We start from the raw sequence: 17,435 nt of genomic DNA on the forward strand, positions 1-17,435 counted from the left end.
AAAATCCCGCTGTTTCGGCGGGATTTTTTTGTTTATACGACCGGAAGCACGTTGACCGCGTCCTTAACGTTTAAATATGTCTTTAATGAAGAAAAGCTGGCATCAAGCTGATTCATTCTCATGGCGAGGGAAGGCTTGATCCCGGTGATAATCAATTTCGTGCCGATTAATTTAAGCAGGTGGTGCAATTTGAAAATCCGGTCTGCGGTCTGTTCGTTTACCTCGGCCAGACCTGATAAGTCTATAATTAAGTAATCATCTTTAGATGCGGTTAATATGTCCGTCAAAGTTGTCACGATTGAATCAAATCGTTCTTCTGTTAAGTTTCCCACTAACGGCAAAGCGGAGATGCCGTTTCGGATCGGAACAATCGGCGTTGACAGTGTCGTGATTTCTGCGAGGGAATCCTCAAGGAGCTTTTCGTATTCTTTCTGCTCTGTGATGTCTTTTTGAAAACCGACAAAATAGAGCTTGTCTTCAACATACAGAGGATCAATGTTGAGTTCATTCCAAAATGGGGTGCCGTCTTTTTTGACATTTTTCAGCCGCACCGTGATCTTTTCTTTCTGGTTTAAGCTCTTTCTTATTTTCGCGACTTGTTGACGGTCGGTTTCTTTGCTTTGCAGAAATCTGCAGTTCTTACCTAATATCTCTTCGGAAGAGTAGCCTGTCATATCCATAAATCCCTGATTTGTATATATGATGGGATTGTCCTCAAGAGAGGGGTCTGTAATCACCACGCCGATACGTGCGTGATCAAGCGCCTTTTTGATAAGCTCCAGCTGCTCCGGTTTTCCGAATACATTTGAGTCAGCCATGTAAAACCCCCTTTTGGCCGTAAAGCTGCGCGCTTTTTCAGCCATTGTTTCTCCCCTTTTTAAATGAATCTACAGTAACCGTAGCATAACATATGTTCTGATTCAAGCAGCCGAAGTTTGCAATTTGTCATTCGGGCTTGTCCTCATATACACTGAATATATAAGGGGAAGGCACATCATCGCTAAGTAAGTGACTAGGTCATTGTCACTGGGTGAAAAATGAATCTAATGCATCAAGCTTACCGATCATGTGTTCACATATAATGGAAGAAACAAGCTTTTTACTTTCCTGCTCAATCGCCGGTATGTAGATATCGAAAATCATCGTATTCGTAAGGGGGCTGGATGGCCTGAAGTCGCTTTACTAAATAAGGGCTTTAGGAAGGTGATGAAGATGCTGCATCAGGTAATAATTGCTTGTGTAATTGGAGGAATCATGGGGGTTCTCGGTCATGTGAAAAAGAGAGGCAGGCTGGAGAAACCCAGAATGACAAAGCGGTTTATCTATCTCGGTTTTTTGGAAGATGGTTTTATCGGAATGGCTGCTTCCATCTTACTTGTCTTATCCGCTGACCCCGATTCAGGAATTCAACTCGTCATCTTATCCATAATCGCAGGCTACGGCGGAGAAGCTGTTCTCAGGAGCTTTGATTTTGTCAGAGAACAAAACAGTGATTCGGCCGAAGCAAAACCACACCAGCAAAAAAATCCTCCATCAAAATAATATCCCCGCTCATGACCCGTTCCGGGTACATTCCCATTGTATACAAACCTGCTTGCACTTATGAACAGAATTCTATAAAATACAGGTAAGATTACGGTAGCGATAAGAACAGTGAAGAGGAGCAGTAAGAAGCAGATTTTGCAATCAGAGAGTTGACGGCCGGTGCAAGTCAATCAAGTCTGTTTCCGAACTCGCCTCAGAGTTGCAGCGGCAAAACCGCTGACGCATAACTGCGTTAAAAGTATCAAGTGAGTGCGGCTTAAAACCGCGCTAACGAGGGTGGTACCGCGGGAAATAAAAATCTCTCGTCCCTTTTTGGGATGAGGGAGTTTTTTTTAGTTTTAGAATAATCTGAATATAATCTTTCTCATCCCGTCAATACTTGGACTACATACGCCGTATTCAATCAGAAGGAGGTTTTTACGTTGAGTTTTCAGCACGAAAAAATAGAAAAGAAATGGCAGAATTACTGGTTGGATCATAAAACGTTCGCCGTCAGTGAAGAGAATGACAAGCCGAAGTTTTACGCGCTTGACATGTTCCCGTATCCTTCAGGAGCCGGCCTTCATGTCGGACATCCGGAAGGCTATACGGCAACCGATATCCTTTCGCGCATGAGACGCATGCAAGGATACAATGTGCTTCATCCGATGGGATGGGACGCGTTCGGGCTTCCTGCCGAGCAATACGCGCTTGACACGGGGAATGATCCGGCTGAGTTCACAAAACAAAATATAGATAATTTCCGCCGCCAGATCCAATCACTCGGATTTTCTTACGATTGGGATCGTGAAATCAATACGACTGATCCGGACTATTACAAGTGGACGCAGTGGATCTTCACCAAGCTGTACGAAAAAGGGCTCGCTTACGTAGACGAAGTGCCGGTCAACTGGTGCCCGGCGCTCGGAACGGTGCTTGCGAACGAAGAAGTCATTGACGGCAAAAGCGAGCGGGGCGGCCATCCGGTTGAACGCCGCCCGATGAGACAATGGATGCTGAAAATCACCGCTTATGCGGACAGGCTTCTTGAAGATTTAGAAGACCTTGACTGGCCGGAAAGCATTAAAGACATGCAGCGCAACTGGATCGGACGCTCAGAAGGCGCAAACGTGCATTTCGCGATCGACGGCACTGATGACACGTTTACGGTGTTTACGACAAGACCGGACACGCTGTTCGGCGCGGCTTATGCCGTACTGGCTCCTGAGCATGAGCTTGTGGAGGCCATCACGACGCCTGAACAAAAAGAAGCGGTAGACGCTTATGTTAAAGAAGTACAGGCGAAAAGTGACCTGGAACGGACGGATCTTGCGAAAACAAAAACAGGCGTCTTCACGGGCGCATATGCCGTAAACCCTGCAAACGGAGAAAAGCTGCCGATCTGGATAGCGGATTATGTCCTCGCCTCTTACGGAACGGGCGCTGTAATGGCCGTGCCGGCGCATGATGAACGTGATTTTGAATTCGCCAAAGTGTTCAGCCTGCCTGTCAAAGAAGTCGTAAAAGGCGGAAACACGGAAGAAGAAGCGTACACGGGAGACGGAGAGCATGTCAATTCCGGCTTTCTGAACGGACTGAATAAAGCGGAAGCGATTGAAAAAATGATCGCCTGGCTTGAAGAAACGAAAAACGGTGAGAAAAAAGTGACATACCGCCTGCGTGATTGGCTGTTCAGCCGCCAGCGCTATTGGGGCGAGCCGATTCCGGTTATTCATTGGGAAGACGGCACGTCAACAGCCGTTCCTGCGGAAGAGCTGCCGCTGATTCTGCCGAAAACCGATGAGATCAAACCGAGCGGAACAGGTGAATCACCGCTTGCCAACATTAAAGAGTGGGTGGAAGTCACTGATCCTGAAACGGGCAAAAAAGGCAGAAGAGAAACGAACACGATGCCGCAATGGGCGGGAAGCTGCTGGTATTTCCTCCGCTTTATCGACCCGAAAAATCCGGATCAGCTCGCTTCACCTGAGAAACTTGATAAATGGCTGCCCGTTGATATTTACATCGGAGGAGCGGAGCATGCCGTGCTTCACCTTCTGTACGCGCGTTTCTGGCATAAATTCCTCTACGATATCGGTGTCGTGCCGACGAAAGAACCGTTCCAAAAGCTGTATAACCAAGGAATGATTCTCGGGGAAAACAATGAAAAAATGAGTAAATCCCGCGGAAACGTCGTCAATCCGGATGAAATTGTGGCGTCTCACGGAGCAGATACGCTCCGCCTGTACGAAATGTTTATGGGGCCGCTTGATGCATCTATCGCCTGGTCTGAATCAGGTCTTGACGGAGCTCGCCGCTTCCTTGACCGTGTATGGCGTTTGTTTATCGAGGAAAACGGCGAGCTGACGGGCAAAGTGACAGAAGGCGCGGGCGAAACTCTTGAGCGCGTCTATCATGAAACGGTCATGAAAGTGACAGAAAACTTCGAAGCCCTTCGTTTTAACACGGGCATTTCTCAGCTGATGGTCTTCATTAATGAAGCTTACAAAGCGAATGAACTGCCGAGAGAATATATCGAAGGTTTTGTGAAGCTGCTTTCTCCTATTGCGCCGCATTTGGCGGAAGAACTGTGGGAAAAACTCGGCCACGAAGGTTCGATTGCATACGAGGCTTGGCCTGCTTATGACGAATCAAAACTGGTGGATGATGAAGTGGAAATCGTCGTCCAGCTGAACGGAAAAGTAAAAGCGAAATTAATGGTTCCGGCTGATGCTGATAAAGCAGCATTAGAACAGCTCGCACAAGCTGACGAAAAAGTAAAAGAGCAGCTTGAAGGAAAAACGATCCGAAAAATCATTGCCGTACCGGGCAAGCTTGTCAATATCGTGGCAAACTGACCGGACGAAGCCCCTCTCCTACAGAGAGGGGCTTTTTTATCAGGCCTCTATCATAGAAATTGCACCGCAGGCTTTGGTATACTTAACACCATAAAGATGAATGGGAGTGTCACACATTGAAAATAAATGAAATCAGCACAGCCGCACTGGAAGAAAAATTAAAAGCGGGAGAAGAGCTGTATCTGATTGATGTCAGAGAAGACGAAGAAGTTGCCGAAGGAATGATTCCGCAGGCCGTTCACATCCGCATGGGAGACATCCCTGAGAAGATGGATGCGTTAGACAAGGACAAGGAATATGTATTTATCTGCCGTTCCGGAAAAAGAAGCATGAACGTTTGTATGTATTTACATGAGCAGGGCTTCCGTACGGTTAATGTTGAAGGCGGCATGCTGGAGTGGGAAGGCGAAACAAAGCCGAAGAAATAACGCTTTGAATTGAAAGAAGAAAAGGGACGTGCGTCTTTTTCTTCTTTTTTTATAAAAAAACGGGAGGCGAATCAGGTGAAACCGATGATCCGCGCGATGAAAACAAACGATATCAAACAGGTCCGGCAAGTCGCGGAACGAAGCTGGCATCATACGTATGAAGGGATTATTCCCGGACACATTCAGGATCAGTTTCTCGAATCGGCCTATCAGGATGAGATAATGGAACGCCGGCTCTTGCATTCTCTGTTCTTTGTGGCAGAAGAAGAGGGGCGAGTGCTCGGTTTTGCAAATGCCACCCCGGTTCAAAAAGACGGAAATGCGGGGCTGACCGCCATCTATATTGACCCGGATTGCCAGGGAAGCGGGATAGGCACGGCACTCCTTAAAGAATGCATCAGGCAGTCCGGCGGGGTAAAAAAGCTTTATGTCCATGCAGAAAAAGAGAACCGCATCGCCTTATCCTTTTATCAAGCGAAAGGGTTTCAATGGGTATGTGAATTTGAAGAAGATTTTAAAGGACACACTTTACAGACGGTCAAACTGGTGCTGAACATATAAAGCGTCCGGCCCGCCCAGGACCGGATCGCGAATGATCAGTGATAAGCCGGAAGCAGGTCTTTGTGCGCTTCAAATAAGTCGTCGCACAAAGAGATGATGTCATTCATGGAAAGCTCGGCGCTCGTATGCGGGTCAAGCATGGCCGCCTGATATACGGCTTCCTTTTTTAATGTAACGGCCGCTTCGATGGTTAAAAGCTGTGTGTTAATGTTTGTTCTGTTGAGCGCCGCGAGCTGCTCCGGAAGTTCGCCGGAATAGCACGGCATAATGTGGTTTTTGACGGCTGTGCAAGGCACTTCAACGACCGCTTTCGCCGGCAGATTCGGTATCAGCCCGGTATTCAGCACATTGCCGCCGAATGTGAACGGTTTGCCCGTCTCCATCGCTTCAATAATTCTCGAACCGTATTCTTTTGAGCGTTCGTGCGTCAGGTTTTGGTTGTTGATGATGCCGTCTCTCATCGTTTCCCAATTGTTGATTTGTTCCGCGCATCTCCTCGGATATTCATCAAGCGGGATTTGGAGTTCATCTATCAGCCCAGGATACCGGCTTTTTATAAAATACGGGTGATATTCAGCATTATGCTCAGATGATTCCGTTACGTAGCAGCCGAATTTATCCATCAGCTCAAACCGCACCATGTCCTTATGTTTCGTCTTTTGCTTTTCGCGTGCCCGTCTTTTAATTTCAGGATATAAATCAATTCCGTCTTTTTTAATCTCCAAAAGCCAAGCCATATGGTTGATGCCGGCAATGCGTTCTTCCGTACCTTCGTGATCCATGCCGAGTGAGTCAAACAGATCTTTGGTACATACCTGGACGCTGTGGCACAGGCCGACCGTTTTGACATTTGTATGTCTGAGCATCGCTCCGGTCAGAGAGGCCATCGGATTTGTATAGTTTAACAGCCACGCATCCGGGCAGACCTCTTCCATGTCTTTTGCGATGTCAAATAAAACGGGGATGGTGCGAAGGGAACGGAAAATGCCGCCTATTCCGACGGTATCGGCAATCGTCTGGCGGAGACCGTACCGCTTCGGGATGTCAAAGTCAATGACCGTCGCGGGTTTATAGCCTCCGACCTGAATGGCGTTTATCACATAGCCGGCGTGTTTCAGCGCCTGTTTTCGGTCATCGTAGGAGATGATGGATATACTCGTATTATAGCGGTCTCTCATGTTTTCCAGCATGAGCTGGGATTCTTTCAGCCGTACAGCGTCAATATCATAAAGCGCGAATTCAAACCCGTTTAATGCTTCAGTCAGTAAGCAGTCCCCCAGTACATTTTTTGCGAAAATCGTGCTCCCCGCTCCGATAAACGTAATTTTCTTCAACAGAAATTCCTCCCTTTTCTTCTCAGCCTTTGACCGCCCCGGAGGACAGCCCTGAGATAAAATATTTTTGAAGCGCCAAAAACAATACGACCATCGGCAGCATCGCCATAATTGCGGCTGCGGCGACTAAGTGAAGATTGTTCGCGTTTTCGCCGAAAAATCCCGCCATGGCCACGGTCAATGTCTGCACCTTTTGATCTTGTAAAAAGAAAATCGCAAATTGGTAATCGTTCCAGATAAACACACAGGAAATAATGCAGACCGTTGCGGTAATCGGTTTCAACAAAGGAAACACGATTGTATAAAAAGTCCTGATCAATCCCGCGCCGTCCATCCTGGCGGCTTCCTCAAGCTCTTTCGGAATGGAAGAGCGGATAAACCCCGAATATAAGAAAACGGTCAGCGGCATATATGCAGCCGTATTAATGAGAATGGCTGCGGCATGCGTATTGATCAGCCCCGCATCAGCGACCATCTTGTATAAAGGAACCATGGAAGTCAAAGGCGGGATGATCATGATTGAAATCAAAAGGCCGAAGACGATTTTGTTCAGCTTTGTATTTCTTCTTGCGAGCGGGTATGCGGCAAGCGAACCCATGAAAATTAATAAAGCGGCGGAAACGGCTGTAATGATAATCGTGTTCAGAAAGGATTGCCCGAGAGAGGCACGTTCCCATGCTTCACGAAAATTCTGAAATGAAAAGGCGGATGGCAGCGACCATTTTGAACTGTAGTCACCTTTTGCTTTTAATGACGTGGTCAGCAAAATATAAAAGGGGACAATATGAACGCACGAGATAACGGCTGCCAACAGCGTAAAAATCCGCATTCGGGCTGTTTTCATGACATTTCCGTCTCCTTTCGCTTGAAATACACGAGAGCCGAAAAGCTGATGACAAGAATAATGACGGACATAAACACGCCTTGGGCGGCGGCATATCCCGCATCCTGCCGTTTAAAATATAAATCATACATAAACGTCGACATCGATTGAGAGGAATTGCCCGGCCCTCCTGCGGTCAGCGCGAAAATGACATCAAACAGCTTCAGCCCGCCGATGATATTGATGACCATGTTGATGGTGACAGCCGGCATCAATAATGGCAGGGTGATGGTGAAAAACGGCTGAAGACCTCCAGCGCCATCCATTTTTGCGGCTTCGTAATAATCTTTCGGAATGCTTTGCAGCCCCGCTAAATATACAATCATCGCAATGCCTGCGTATTGATACGTGTTAATCATGACGATAATCCACGGGTTTGCCGCAGGGCTTGCCAAGGCGTTGACAGGACCGATTCCCAGTGCGCCAAATACATCATTCAGCGCACCCCCGTCATATGAGAAAATAAAATACCAAATGTATCCCATAATCAGCGGACTGATAATGACGGGCAGGTAGACGATCGTTCTTGTGAGCGCCTTCATTTTTAAGCTCTGATTCAAAAGCAGCGCATATAAAAGTCCGAGCATATTCTGAAAAAAAGTGCTTCCGATGCCGTAAAGCAAAGTGTTTTTCACAACAAGCCACGTGTCCGGATCTGTAAAAAGCCTTTTATATTGAGTGACCCCCACCCATTGATACGTCTGTGAGAAGCCGTTCCAGTTTGTAAATGTGATAAAAGCGCCTTTGACAAACGGAAAAATCATGAAAATAAAAACCGTGGCAAGAGCGGGAACGTACATCCACCACAGTGACGCGGGTTTTACCGGCTTTTGATATTGAAATCCTTGAGTTTCTCTTGCAAGATCACTCATTCTTTTTCAGCTCCCCGTGAATCAGATTGAAGCCGGAGCCGCTTATATTCCCTGCCGAGTTTCGCTGAAATTTCAGCGGGGGTTAAGATATCGGCCATCAGCTCCTGCCCGGCTGTTCCCATCACATCCCACATTCCGTTCGGCAAATAAAGGCGGTCAAAATAAGGCTGCACCTTAATATGCTGATAGCGCTTATAGTCATTTGCGTAGAAAATGTCCGTTTGTACATTCACTAATCCGGCCGGAAGCGAGGTCGCTTCGGCAATTGATTTTGCATGCTCGGGTCGGGCCATAAATGCGATAAACTGTTTCGCTTCTTCAAGCCGCGGGGAATCCTTGAATGCCGCCAGCGTGTAACGTTCGCCTCCGATCCAAACCGGCGCGTCTCCCTTGTGGACGGCCGGGGTCGGTATGATGCCGACTTTTACCTTCGGATTGATTTGAGCGACGTCTTGGCCGAGGGTGCCGCCCTGCAGCGTAAAGGCGATTTTGTTTTGCGCCATCAGTTCAATGAGCTGGGATCGTTTTGCCGTCACGGCATCTATATTGAGCAGGTTTTCCTTTTGCATCTCTTTCAGTTTGTCAGATAAATAGGTGAAGTGTGTCCAGCGGAAGGTTCCGTTTAACAGCTGTTTTTTGTAACGGTGTGCGGGATCTGTGATGAGAAGCGGTGCGGCGAATTGATCGTAATATTGGGCAAATGAGCTTTTCTCATAGCCGGCAAACCAAAAGGGGGTGATTGTTCCGCCGCTTTTTTCTTTAATCTGTCTCAGTGCCTTCATAAAATCATCCATTGTTTCCGGCGGTTTGATTCCGTATTTTTCCAATAACGTGCGGTTGTAGGCCAGTCCGTCCTTTGCCTGATTCAGAGGGAAGGCGTATATTCTGCCTTTGGCGTCTTTGAGCATGCTGTTTAAATTCGGATCGAGCCGCTTCGTCCAAGACATGCCGCTGAGGTCAGCGGTATATTCTCCGTAGCGGATTTTGGCCCAGCCGTGTGTGTCGAAAAGATCGGGCATGTCACCGGCCGCCATTCTGACCCTCATCATATTTTCGTAGTCATTGCCTGGGAAATGAACGTTTACTTGAATGTCCGGATGTTCTTTTTGGAATGAATCAGCCAACTTTCTGAATACGGCGCGTTCGCTGTCTGAGGATATTGTGGAATAGACTGTCAATGTTTTCTGCTTTTCTCCGGCGCCGCTCTGTTCTGCCGAGCAGCCGGGAAGGATCATGCAAGTAAAAGAAAGAAACAAAGCCAGTAAGCGTTTCATCTTTTCCTCCTTTAAATATGATATAAACGCTGCGGGACACGTCACCTCCTTTCTTGTGAGCCGCAGCTTTGTCTGACAATCAATGAAGTGGGGAGCGTCACGGCCAGCGGGACGGTTCTGCCGTTTAAACGGTCGAGAAGCAATTTGACACCCGTCCGGCCCATCTCTTCCGTGTATACTTTTACCGTTGATAACGGCGTGCTGGCGTATTCTGCCTCATCAATTCCGTTGAAGCTGACAACCGCCGTATCGCGCGGGACTTGAAGGCCGGCTTCCTGCAAGGCTTTTAAAGCGCCGACAGCCATCGAATCACTTGCGATAAAAAAGGCATCAGGGAGACTTCCGCCTTTGATGGCTTCATTCATCAGCCGGAACCCTTCGTGCATGCTGTATTCGCCGATCAGTACATGCTCCGGCTCGGCGCCGGCCATTTGTAAGAAAGCGGTCAGACGCTTATCCTCAATCGTTTTATTGCTGTTTACGCCGTCTATGACGGTATGCTCCCGCTCCCGGCCGCCGATATAACCTAGCCGCTGATAACCGAGCGACAGAAGATGTTCTATCGCCTTCTGCGCTGCGGCATAAAAATCCACGCTGACGGTATCGTAGCGGGCAGGATCGGGTGTGCCGTTAACAAATACCGCGTGCCTGAAAGCAGCGCTGATATTCGTAAGCGCCTCGTCTTGCAGGCTGCCGATGACGATGACGCCGTCCAGTTCGTGAAACATATGCTCTTGAAAAGAACCGAGATGGATAGAAGATGTGATAAAAACTTTTTGCCGAAAGCATTCTTCTTCAATGCCTTTTCGGATCGCCGAAAAATAAGGATCCTGCCGTTCTTCTTCCGGTGACAGACAGCTGATAACGCCGATCAGGGGCGCTGAATCGCTGCGGCTGCGGTTCTTCCGTTTTTTTGCCGACGGCTGATAGCCCAGCTCATCGGCGATCCTCAGAACTTTTTCTCTTGTTTCATCAGTCACGGCCAAAGAGTCATCCTTATTTAAAATTCTCGATACTGTCGCGCTGGATACAGATGCCTGTAAGGCAATATCTTTGAGACGGACCATTTCACATCTCCTTTTTACTAAATATTTACTAAACAGAAATGACCTGGTTATTGTTAAAATGATATTATCATACGTTAGTAAGCGTTTTCAACAACTATTTTTGGTTGCTTTTAGTAAAAATCAGTAAAAAAGAAAATCTGTTTTTCTCTATCATATTTCAATTGAACCGGAATAAATTGATAGAGAAAGGAGAGGGTGATGTGCTGAAGATAGCTGTTTTTGATGAGGAGCATGAAAAGGATCTGCAGACTGAAGTCAATACATTTTTAAAGGAGATTTCTGATGAACAGCTCGTTGATATTAAATATACGGTAGCGGCGGCCTGTGATCCTGAAGGTGAGCAGCTTTATTGTTTTTCCGCTCTCATTTTATACCGAAAATAAAAAAGCCCGGACGAAATGCCGGGCTTTTTTGTGCATTATGCTTTTTTGACACGGGGGCTTCTCGGTTTTTGGTATTTCTCCGCTTGTTTGATTCCTTTTCTCTCGCTCGCTAATGACTTGTACAGAGACACGATCATCAGAAGGATCACGACTGAAAACGGAACCGCGGCGAGAATGGCCGTGTTTTGCAGTGCGGCCAGACCGCCGGAATATAATAATACCGCTGCCACGGCGGACTGGATGATGCCCCAGATGATTTTCACCCGGTTTGACGGGTCTAATGAGCCGTAAGACGTTTGCATTCCAAGCACAAATGTCGCTGAATCCGCTGATGTAATAAAGAATACAGCGATCAGAACAAGCGTTAATACGGATGTCACCATTGTCAGCGGATAGTGGCTGAGTGCGCCGAACAGCATCGTATCCGTTGACATTCCCGCGACATTGAATACGCCTTTCTGCTGAAGATCCATCGCGGATACACCGAAGATCGCAAACCATAAGAAAGCCAATATACAAGGTGTCACCAACACCCCGATTAAAAATTCCCGGATCGTCCGGCCCCTTGATACACGGGCGATAAAAATGCCGACAAACGGCGACCAGGATATCCACCAGGCCCAATAGAAAATGGTCCAGCTGTTAATCCATTCGCGTTTTTGGGGATCATTCGGAGACAAGCGAAAGCTCATCTGCACGATATTTTGGATGTATTGGCCGATAGAATCGGTAAATGAGTTCATAATCAGCACCGTCGGGCCTGCAATGAGCATAAAGATCATTAAAATACCCGCGAGCGCCATGTTGGTATTGCTTAAGTATTTAATCCCTTTGCCGATTCCGCTCCACGCAGAAATCAAAAATAACACGGTCACGACAGCGATCAGGATCAGCTGAATGGAAAATGTTTTCGGAATGCCGAATAAATAATGCAGACCGCCGTTGATCTGAGTCGCTCCGAGCCCTAAGCTTGTCGCCACACCGACAACGGTCGCAAACACCGCGATACAGTCAATTGCTTTGCCGATCGGCCCGTTTACTTTATCGCCCAAAAGCGGTGTCAGTGTGCTGCTGATCAAACCGGGCGCGTCTTTTCTGAATTGAAAATATGCGATACATAAAGCGACGACCGCATAGATGGCCCAAGCGTGCAGCCCCCAGTGGAAAAATGTGTACCGGAGCGCATCACGAAATGCTTGGGGCGTTTCTGTTTCACCTGAGGGAGAGCTGATGGCGTAATGGCTGATCGGTTCCGCAGCCCCGTAAAATACCAAACCGATTCCCATGCCTGCGCTGAAAAGCATGGCAAACCATGATAATAAGCCGAATTCCGGTTTTTCCCCGGGTTTTCCGAGTTTTATTGTGCCGATCGGACTCACAATGAGAAAGAGACAGAAACCGACAAATATAGAAACGACCAGCAGATAATACCAGCCGAAAGAATCCGTAATAAATTTTTGTGCCGTATCAGTGACTTGCTGCAGGCTGTCAGGAGAAATGGCCCCCCATAAAACCGCAGCTGCTGTGATGACAATCACAATCCAAAAAACACTGGAGATGTTCTTCTTCAAACGTTCTCACCCTCTGACTATTTTTTTCAATACGCCATTTTGTTTTAGTGTGGTCGTACGATTGCAGATCATTCCTTTCTTCCTATTCCCTCAATCAGGTGAAACAAAACGCAGAAAACTCTATCATGTTTTTGGTCAATTATCAACGGGGACGCTCAGGTAAATGCGCTTTAAACCATTTAGAGCGAGCGTGAGAAACGTCCTGCATTCAAACCGGCGAGACGCCCCGTGACAAAGGCTGAAGTGATATTGTAGCCCCCGGTATAGCCGTGAATGTCGAGTATTTCTCCGCAAAAATATAAGCCTTCCATTTTTTTAGACGCCATTTGTTTCGGCTCAATCTCTTTTACGGAAACACCTCCGCCTGTGACAAACGCTTTGTCCAAAGAAAGCGTTCCGTCAGCGGCAACCGTAAATTGTTTGCAGTCTTTGACAAAAGCCCTGAATTGATCCTTCGGCAGTTCCGTAAAGCTTGTCTGCGGATCAAGACCGTTCCGTTCCAGAAGAAAAAGCAGGTACCGTTCCTGCATCCACGGCTTCAGCGCGTTTTTGAGCGCTTTTTTCGGTGCGTCTTTCAGTTCCTTGTGCATCTTTTGAAATAACTCTTCCTCGTTGATGCCGGGAAACAGATCGATGCGGAGTTTGACCTCTGGCTGCTTTTTCAGTTCTTTGACGACAAACTGGCTGCAGCGGAGAATGGCGGGGCCTGACAAGCCGAAATGGGTAAACAGCATGTCCATCACGTGTGTGACGATTGGTTTTCCTTTTTTATTCAGGACGCTGACGGCCGCGTTTCTAAGAGACAGCCCCTGAAGTGTTTTTTGTTTAATAAACGGTTCTGACGACGTAACCGGCACTTCCGTCGGAAAGAGTTCGGTCACGGTATGACCGGCCGCTTCCGCCCATGCATAGCCGTCTCCGGTGCTGCCGGTATGCGGGACTGATTTTCCGCCGACCGCGATAATGACGGCGTCTGCGTTAATGTGTTCGTCATTGTTTGTCGTAATGCCTGCTGTCCTGCCGTTCTCGTACCGCACCTCTTTGATTTTTTCATTTGTGCGGATGGTGACATTCAGTTGTTTTAATCGGTTCAAAAGCGCATCGACAACGCTTTGCGCTTTGTCCGTCACCGGGAACATGCGCCCGTGGTCTTCTTCTTTCAGCTGAATGCCGAGTTTTTCAAAAAAGGCGATGATATCTTCATTATTAAATTCGGAAAACGCGCTGTATAAAAAGCGGCCGTTGCCGGGGATGTGTTTGATGATTTCTTCAACGGGGAGGCGGTTGGTCACGTTGCAGCGTCCGCCGCCGGAAATCGCCAGCTTCCGTCCCAGCTTGTTTCCTTTATCGATTAATAATACGTCCGCCCCTTCTTCGCCTGCGGCAATCGCAGCCATTAAACCGGAGGGACCGCCGCCGATCACAATGACGTCATAATGTTTCATATTTCATCAACAACTTTCTTTTTCACGTATAATAGGCGGAAATGTCCGCTTCCTGCTATTATAGCGAAAGAAAGGGATTCCTTAAACGTATTTTGTTTTTTTAAGAGCTTTCCCAAAAAGTTTCCCGCTGTATTTATTACCGTCTAATTGCCCAGTTGTGTTAAAATAGAAAAGTTGAATCTTCGTAGAAAATGGTGATGAGGAAACATGTCAAGCAAATTGTTAAGGGGCACGTTCGTGCTGACGCTCGGCACCTATATATCGCGGATTTTAGGGATGATTTATCTGATCCCGTTCGGAGCGATGGTCGGAGCGACGGGCGGAGCTTTGTTTCAATACGGATATAATCAATATACACTGTTTTTAAACATTGCCACGATGGGATTTCCCGCCGCGGTTTCAAAATTTGTCTCGAAATATAACTCCAAAGGAGACTATGAGACGAGCAGGCGGATGCTGAGAGCGGGAATGTCGGTTATGCTCGTAACCGGGATGATCGCTTTTTCAATTCTTTATATTTCGGCGCCGTTTTTTGCGGAAACATCTCTCGGCGGCACGAGTAACAACGGACTTACGATTGACCACGTCGTTTATGTCATCCGGATGGTCAGTCTGGCACTTTTGGTCGTGCCGATTATGAGTCTTGTGCGCGGTTTTTTCCAAGGTCATCAGATGATGGGGCCGACAGCCGTTTCACAGGTTGTGGAGCAGCTTGCCCGGATCATCTTTTTATTGGGCGCAACGTATTTGATTTTAAGAGTGATCAACGGCGGCCTTGTCATCGCAGTCGGATACGCGACTTTCGCGGCGCTGATCGGATCATTCGGAGGGCTTGTCGTCCTTTATATTTACTGGAATAAGCGGAAGGGCGATCTTCTGGCGATGAAGCCGAATCTCGTCCCGTCTGCGAACTTAAGTTATAAAAAAATGTTCATTGAGCTTTTCAGTTATGCCGCTCCTTACGTATTTGTCGGACTGGCGATTCCTTTGTATTCGTATATCGATACGAATACGTTTAATAAAGCGATGATTGCGGCGGGCCATAAGGATATCAGCCAGGACATGCTTGCGATTGTCACCCTTTATGTGCCGAAGCTTGTGATGATCCCGGTTTCTCTGGCGACCGCTTTCGGTCTGACGCTGATTCCGACGATTACTGAATCGTTTACGAGCAGGAATTATAAGCTTTTGAACCAGCAGATTAACCAGACGATGCAAATCATTCTGTTTTTGGTTATTCCCGCCGTTGTCGGGATGTCCGTGTTATCGGGTCCGGCCTATACATTCTTCTACGGCTCTGAAAGTCTTCGCCCGGATATCGGACAGGATATATTGTTCTGGTACGCGCCTGTCGCGATTCTGTTTTCTCTGTTTACCGTAAACGCCGCGATCCTGCAAGGGATTAATAAGCAGAAATTTGCTGTCGTGAGCCTTTTCATCGGCGTCATTATAAAAGTGGTGCTGAACGTGCCGCTGATCAAGCTGTTTCAGGGAGACGGGGCCATATTGGCAACGGCGCTCGGTTATATCGCTTCTCTACTGTACGGTTTTATCATGATTAAGCGCCATGCGGGCTATTCGTATACAGTGCTTATGAAACGGGTCATTTTAATTGCGGTCTTATCCGTCGTGATGGGAGTCGCGGTCAAGCTGACTCAATGGCTGCTCGGCTTTTTCGTCACGTACCAAAGCGGCCAGCTGCATGCGGCGATTGTCGTCTTTGTCTGTGCCGCTGTCGGCGGTGCGGTGTACATGTTTGCCGCGTACCGAATCGGATTTTTGCAGAAAATGTTTGGAAACCGTCTGCCCCGCGTTTTGAGAAGAGGCAGGCATTCCGCCCATTGAGGAATAATGAATAGTCCGCTTATCGCGGGCTTTTCTTTTTAAAGGAGAGGATCATGATGAGACTTGATAAGCTGCTTGCCAACAGCGGATTCGGCTCAAGAAAAGATGTGAAAAAAATCGTCAAGGCAGGGGCTGTCATGATTGACGGAGAGCCGGCGAAAGATGTGAAAATCCATGTCGATCCCGATAAACAGGACATCACGGTATACGGAGAGCCGGCAGAGTACCGTGAGTTTATTTATGTCATGATGAATAAGCCGCAAGGAGTGCTGTCCGCTACAGAAGACAGCCGCCAGCAAACGGTAGTTGATCTGCTGACGCCTGAAGAACAGCGATTTGAACCGTTTCCGGCGGGACGTCTTGATAAGGATACGGAAGGCTTTTTGCTTCTGACCAATGACGGGCAGCTCGCTCATCGCCTGCTTTCTCCGAAAAAGCATGTGCCTAAAACATATGAGGTCCGGTTAACTTCACCTCTGTCACCGGAAGACATCGTTCATCTGGAAAGAGGCGTCGTCATTGAAGGAGGCTATAAGACGAAGCCGGCAGCCGTTGAAATCATTACAGAAAGTCCGGATGAAACGGTGATTCACTTGACCATTACAGAAGGCAAATATCATCAGGTGAAGCTGATGGCAAAGGCTGTCGGAAATGAAGTGGCTTATTTGAAGCGGCTTTCGATGGGGGCTGTTTCTCTTGACCCGGATCTTAAACCGGGAGAATTCCGCGAGCTGACTGAAGAGGAGCTCGAAACGCTGAGAGGCGCTGAAGTGTAATCGATATCAGAAAAGCCCAAAACAGATTTGTTTTGGGCTTTTTATATAGAGGAACAAAAAACAAGGCAAAGACGCTGCTTTGCCTTGCAGCATGTCAGGCCGAAAAGGGCCTTATGTAATTGTTCGCTTAAGATGTAATTTTCACTTTTTTTCGTGTTGTCTCCCACTTGCCTCGGCTAGGACTATGAACAAGATCATTGTATGCTAACACATTTAAGTCTCGCTGAATGGTTCTAGGTGTAATGCCGAATTCATCAACCAGTTCCTGTGTTGTCACAAGGCCTTTTTCCTGGATGAACATGTAAACTGATTTAATCCGAGTCAGCATACGATTTGTTGAAGGTTTCATAAAACCACTCCCTATCATAAGATCGGATGGACTTGATATACCACAACTTTCGACTCTAAAACTTCGTACGAATAAGCAACAAAGGATGACATTCTGTTTTTTCTCTTTTAACTGCCTCCATTATACACGATATGGACGACATGAATCTAGGAATAAGCGCAGATAATTTTTTCCAAATGGGTGCCGCCTTGGTGCATTACTATGTCCGGTCCGCTTTTATTATTATGGAAACTGAAACTTTTTTTATACATGTCCGTATGAAAAC

The 17,435-nt window shown here is 47.3% G+C and carries 16 protein-coding genes and 1 other annotated feature; of the genes, 7 read left to right on the forward strand and 9 right to left on the reverse strand.

The features are described 5' to 3' along the window. Positions 1-32 precede the first annotated feature (32 nt). The gene (locus tag OVA33_RS10025) at positions 33-818 is read right to left on the reverse strand and encodes a YtvA family blue-light photoreceptor (protein WP_128974229.1); all 786 of its coding nucleotides are present in this window, start codon (positions 816-818) and stop codon (positions 33-35) included. A 388-nt stretch (positions 819-1,206) separates the two neighbouring features. Between OVA33_RS10025 and OVA33_RS10030 the strand changes: the two genes are divergently transcribed. From OVA33_RS10030 to OVA33_RS10045, 4 genes are all read left to right on the forward strand, one after another. Then, positions 1,207-1,542: a DUF4257 domain-containing protein gene (locus OVA33_RS10030; RefSeq protein ID WP_015418038.1), complete on the forward strand. Its 336-nt coding sequence runs from the start codon at positions 1,207-1,209 to the stop codon at positions 1,540-1,542. A gap of 102 nt (positions 1,543-1,644) precedes the next feature. Then, positions 1,645-1,858: a binding site (T-box leader), on the forward strand. A 109-nt stretch (positions 1,859-1,967) separates the two neighbouring features. Beyond that, the gene (gene leuS, locus OVA33_RS10035) at positions 1,968-4,382 is read left to right on the forward strand and encodes a leucine--tRNA ligase (RefSeq protein ID WP_015240416.1); all 2,415 of its coding nucleotides are present in this window, start codon (positions 1,968-1,970) and stop codon (positions 4,380-4,382) included. A gap of 116 nt (positions 4,383-4,498) precedes the next feature. Next, complete coding sequence (locus tag OVA33_RS10040; protein ID WP_007613212.1) at positions 4,499-4,810, forward strand: rhodanese-like domain-containing protein; 312 nt, start codon at positions 4,499-4,501, stop codon at positions 4,808-4,810. A gap of 84 nt (positions 4,811-4,894) precedes the next feature. Then, on the forward strand, positions 4,895-5,371 hold the full coding sequence (locus OVA33_RS10045) for a GNAT family N-acetyltransferase (RefSeq protein WP_406807563.1): 477 nt from the start codon (positions 4,895-4,897) through the stop codon (positions 5,369-5,371). A 35-nt stretch (positions 5,372-5,406) separates the two neighbouring features. Here the strand turns inward: OVA33_RS10045 and melA are convergent, their stop codons facing one another. From melA to OVA33_RS10070, 5 genes are read right to left on the reverse strand one after another with little or no spacing between them, the layout of a single operon-like run. Continuing rightward, complete coding sequence (gene melA, locus OVA33_RS10050; RefSeq protein WP_063636799.1) at positions 5,407-6,705, reverse strand: alpha-galactosidase MelA; 1,299 nt, start codon at positions 6,703-6,705, stop codon at positions 5,407-5,409. Positions 6,706-6,727: 22 nt separating this feature from the next. Further along, the gene (locus OVA33_RS10055) at positions 6,728-7,549 is read right to left on the reverse strand and encodes a carbohydrate ABC transporter permease (protein ID WP_007408803.1); all 822 of its coding nucleotides are present in this window, start codon (positions 7,547-7,549) and stop codon (positions 6,728-6,730) included. Continuing rightward, entirely contained in the window at positions 7,546-8,460 is a 915-nt protein-coding gene (locus tag OVA33_RS10060; RefSeq protein ID WP_017418402.1) for a carbohydrate ABC transporter permease, read from the reverse strand. The genes OVA33_RS10055 and OVA33_RS10060 overlap by 4 nt, the downstream gene beginning before the upstream one ends. Next, entirely contained in the window at positions 8,457-9,734 is a 1,278-nt protein-coding gene (locus tag OVA33_RS10065) for an ABC transporter substrate-binding protein (RefSeq protein ID WP_021494480.1), read from the reverse strand. Before OVA33_RS10065 ends, OVA33_RS10060 begins: the two co-directional genes overlap by 4 nt. 41 nt (positions 9,735-9,775) lie before the next feature. Then, the gene (locus tag OVA33_RS10070; protein ID WP_017418400.1) at positions 9,776-10,801 is read right to left on the reverse strand and encodes a LacI family DNA-binding transcriptional regulator; all 1,026 of its coding nucleotides are present in this window, start codon (positions 10,799-10,801) and stop codon (positions 9,776-9,778) included. Between the two features lie 200 nt (positions 10,802-11,001). Here OVA33_RS10070 and OVA33_RS10075 point away from each other — a divergent pair, with 200 nt between their 5' ends. Beyond that, on the forward strand, positions 11,002-11,184 hold the full coding sequence (locus OVA33_RS10075; protein WP_063636798.1) for a sporulation protein Cse60: 183 nt from the start codon (positions 11,002-11,004) through the stop codon (positions 11,182-11,184). Positions 11,185-11,219: 35 nt separating this feature from the next. On the opposite strand, the gene opuD is transcribed toward OVA33_RS10075, so the two are convergent. Together opuD and OVA33_RS10085 are read right to left on the reverse strand one after the other, a co-directional pair. Continuing rightward, positions 11,220-12,755 carry a glycine betaine transporter OpuD gene (opuD, locus tag OVA33_RS10080; RefSeq protein WP_014418673.1) on the reverse strand — a complete coding sequence of 512 codons (1,536 nt, stop codon included), beginning with the start codon at positions 12,753-12,755 and terminating at the stop codon, positions 11,220-11,222. Between the two features lie 179 nt (positions 12,756-12,934). Then, complete coding sequence (locus OVA33_RS10085; protein WP_007408798.1) at positions 12,935-14,200, reverse strand: BaiN/RdsA family NAD(P)/FAD-dependent oxidoreductase; 1,266 nt, start codon at positions 14,198-14,200, stop codon at positions 12,935-12,937. 207 nt (positions 14,201-14,407) lie between these two features. Between OVA33_RS10085 and OVA33_RS10090 the strand changes: the two genes are divergently transcribed. Together OVA33_RS10090 and OVA33_RS10095 are read left to right on the forward strand one after the other, a co-directional pair. Next, on the forward strand, positions 14,408-16,045 hold the full coding sequence (locus OVA33_RS10090; RefSeq protein WP_013353235.1) for a putative polysaccharide biosynthesis protein: 1,638 nt from the start codon (positions 14,408-14,410) through the stop codon (positions 16,043-16,045). 56 nt (positions 16,046-16,101) lie between these two features. Further along, positions 16,102-16,821 (forward strand): pseudouridine synthase, encoded by a 720-nt coding sequence (locus OVA33_RS10095; RefSeq protein WP_063636797.1) that lies wholly within the window; start codon positions 16,102-16,104, stop codon positions 16,819-16,821. Positions 16,822-16,948: 127 nt separating this feature from the next. Here the strand turns inward: OVA33_RS10095 and OVA33_RS10100 are convergent, their stop codons facing one another. Further along, complete coding sequence (locus OVA33_RS10100; RefSeq protein ID WP_003152337.1) at positions 16,949-17,170, reverse strand: DeoR family transcriptional regulator; 222 nt, start codon at positions 17,168-17,170, stop codon at positions 16,949-16,951. Between the last annotated feature and the right edge of the window lie 265 nt (positions 17,171-17,435).

It is taken from the genome of Bacillus sp. KICET-1 (assembly GCF_027721405.1).
Classification (GTDB): domain Bacteria; phylum Bacillota; class Bacilli; order Bacillales; family Bacillaceae; genus Bacillus; species Bacillus velezensis.

Bases quoted from the DNA above. Each gene is read 5' to 3' on its own strand.
- OVA33_RS10025 (WP_128974229.1), bottom strand. From the start codon at position 818: ATGGCTGACTCAAATGTATTCGGAAAACCGGAGCAGCTGGAGCTTATC.
- OVA33_RS10030 (WP_015418038.1), top strand. From the start codon at position 1,207: ATGAAGATGCTGCATCAGGTAATAATTGCTTGTGTAATTGGAGGAATC.
- OVA33_RS10045 (WP_406807563.1), top strand. From the start codon at position 4,895: ATGATCCGCGCGATGAAAACAAACGATATCAAACAGGTCCGGCAAGTC.
- OVA33_RS10055 (WP_007408803.1), bottom strand. From the start codon at position 7,549: ATGAAAACAGCCCGAATGCGGATTTTTACGCTGTTGGCAGCCGTTATC.
- OVA33_RS10060 (WP_017418402.1), bottom strand. From the start codon at position 8,460: ATGAGTGATCTTGCAAGAGAAACTCAAGGATTTCAATATCAAAAGCCG.
- OVA33_RS10065 (WP_021494480.1), bottom strand. From the start codon at position 9,734: ATGAAACGCTTACTGGCTTTGTTTCTTTCTTTTACTTGCATGATCCTT.
- OVA33_RS10070 (WP_017418400.1), bottom strand. From the start codon at position 10,801: ATGGTCCGTCTCAAAGATATTGCCTTACAGGCATCTGTATCCAGCGCG.
- OVA33_RS10085 (WP_007408798.1), bottom strand. From the start codon at position 14,200: ATGAAACATTATGACGTCATTGTGATCGGCGGCGGTCCCTCCGGTTTA.
- OVA33_RS10090 (WP_013353235.1), top strand. From the start codon at position 14,408: ATGTCAAGCAAATTGTTAAGGGGCACGTTCGTGCTGACGCTCGGCACC.
- OVA33_RS10095 (WP_063636797.1), top strand. From the start codon at position 16,102: ATGAGACTTGATAAGCTGCTTGCCAACAGCGGATTCGGCTCAAGAAAA.
- OVA33_RS10100 (WP_003152337.1), bottom strand. From the start codon at position 17,170: ATGAAACCTTCAACAAATCGTATGCTGACTCGGATTAAATCAGTTTAC.